The following is a 2,322-nucleotide window of genomic DNA, read 5'->3' as shown; positions in this document are numbered from 1 at the left end:
GGCGACAAGGTGCGGCTGCTCGGCGACGGCACGGTCGACTTCCTCGGCCGCGTCGACGACCAGGTCAAGATCCGCGGCAACCGGGTCGAGCCCGGTGAGGTCGAGGCGGCGCTGCTGGCGCACCCGGCGGTCACCGAGGCGGTCGTCGTGCCGTCGCGCGACCACGCGGGCCGCACGCGGCTGGTCGGGTACGTCACCGGCGCCGACGTGGACGACGCGGGCCTGCGCGCCTTCCTCGCCACGTCGCTGCCCGAGTACATGGTCCCGGCCGCGATCGTCGTGCTGGCCGGGTTTCCGTTGACCGACCGGGGGAAGGTGGACCGCGCGGCTCTTCCCGACCCGGTCGTGGCCGGGCCCACTGCCGAGCCGGTGGCCGCCGCCGACGACGTGCAGCGGGCACTGGTCGCCATCTGGACCGAGGTCGTCGGCACGCCCGTCGGCGTCCGCGACAACTTCTTCGCCCTCGGCGGGGACTCGATCCTGGCGATCCAGGTCGCCGCGATGGCCGGTCGCGCAGGTTTCCGGCTGACCTCGCGCGACCTGTTCCGCTGGCAGACCATCGAACGCCTCTCGCCGCACGTCGTGCCCACGGTCACGAGCCGTGCCGAGGTGGCGGAGGACGGCCCCGCGCCGCTGACGCCCATCCAGCGCTTCCTCTTCGACCGGTTCACCCACCCCGAGGTGTTCGACCAGTACGTGACCGCGTACCTGGCCGAGGCGCCGGACGTGGACGCGCTGCGCCGGGCGCTGATCGCGCTGGTCGACCACCACGACGCGCTCGGTCAGCGGTTCACCGGCGGGCGGCAGCACCCCGGCGAGGCCGCCGACGTGCTGACCGTGTCCACGGTGGACACCCTGGACCACTCGTTCGACCTGGCGAACGGGCCGCTGCTGCGCGCCCTGCTGGTGACCGGGCGGCGGTGCAGGCTGCGCCTGGCCGCGCACCACCTCGTGGTCGACGGCGTCTCGTGGCGGATCCTGCTCGCCGACCTCGCCACCGCGTACCGGCAGGCCGCCGCGGGCGAGCCCGTCGACCTGGGCGCGAAGACCACGTCGTTCCGGCGGTGGGCGACCAGGCTGGACGAGCACACGCGGTCCGGCGGGTTCGACGGCGAACTCGACTTCTGGACCGGGACCGCCACCCGCGTGGTCGACGGGTCGCCCGCCGAGGGCGTGAACACCGTCCGCAGCGCGCGGGAGATCCGCGTCCGGCTCGACGCCGCCACGACCACCGCGCTGCTCAAGGACGTGCCGGAGGTCTACCGCACCGAGGTCAACGACGTGCTGCTGACCGCGCTCGCCCCGGTCCTCGCCGAGTGGACCGGCTCCCGGCGAGCCGAGCTGATCATGGAGGGCCACGGCCGCGAGGACCTGTTCGACGGCGTCGACGTGTCCCGCACGGTCGGCTGGTTCACCACCCGCTACCCGGTCGTGGTCGACCCGTCCGGCGAGGGCTGGGGCGCGCGGCTCAAGTCGGTGAAGGAGCAGCTCCGGGCGATCCCCGGCCGCGGCCTCGGCTACGGCTCGCTGCGCCACCACGCCGCCGCCCTCGCGGACGCGCCGGAACCGGCCGTGAGCCTGAACTACCTCGGCCGGTTCGACTCCGCGGCCGACGAGTTCTACCAGGACGTGTCGGAGATCCGGCTCGGCCAGCACCCCGACGACCGGCGGCCGCACGCGGTCGACGTGGTCGGGTTCGTCGCGGACGGCGTGCTGGAGTTCACCTGGTCGTACTCGGAGGCCCTGCACGACGCCGCCGTGATCGGCCGCCTGGCGAAGGACTTCGCCGCGAACCTGGCCGCGATCGTCGCGCACTGCGCCGCGCCGGACGCCGGTGGCCGTACGCCGTCGGACTTCCCGCTCGCCTCGCTCGCGCAGGACGACGTGGACCGGCTGGTGGGCGACGGCCGGGACGTCGAGGACGTCTACCCGCTCACGCCGACGCAGAGCGGCATGGTGTTCGACTCCGCGATGACGCCGGGCGTGCACCTCGCCCAGTTCACCGCGGACGTCGACGAGGTCGACCCGGCGTGGCTGGCGCTGGCGTGGCAGCGGGTCGTGGACCGCACGCCGATCCTGCGGACGGCCATGCGCTGGGACGGGCTCGACGAGCCGCTCCAGGTCGTGCGGCGGCAGGTGAGGCTGCCGATCACCCGGCTGGACTGGCGCGGGATGACCGCGGCCGACCAGCACCTGGAGCTGGAGGCGCTGCTCAGCGACGACCTCGCCGCCGGGATCGACCTCGCGGTCGCCCCGCTGACCAGGGTCACGTTGATCGAGGTCGGCGACCGCCGGGTGCGGATGGTTGGCACGTTCCACCAC

At 74.1% G+C, this 2,322-nt stretch carries 1 protein-coding gene; it reads left to right on the top strand.

The window, feature by feature from the left end; translation table 11 throughout:
* On the top strand, positions 1 to 2,322 hold a 2,322-nt coding region (locus ACFWW9_RS46070), incomplete at both ends, for a condensation domain-containing protein (protein ID WP_390389991.1).

Source organism: Umezawaea sp. NPDC059074 (genome assembly GCF_042738955.1).
Classification (GTDB): domain Bacteria; phylum Actinomycetota; class Actinomycetes; order Mycobacteriales; family Pseudonocardiaceae; genus Umezawaea.
The sequence above is the reverse complement of the archived record's forward strand: the minus strand, read 5'-3'. Positions and strand labels throughout refer to the sequence as shown.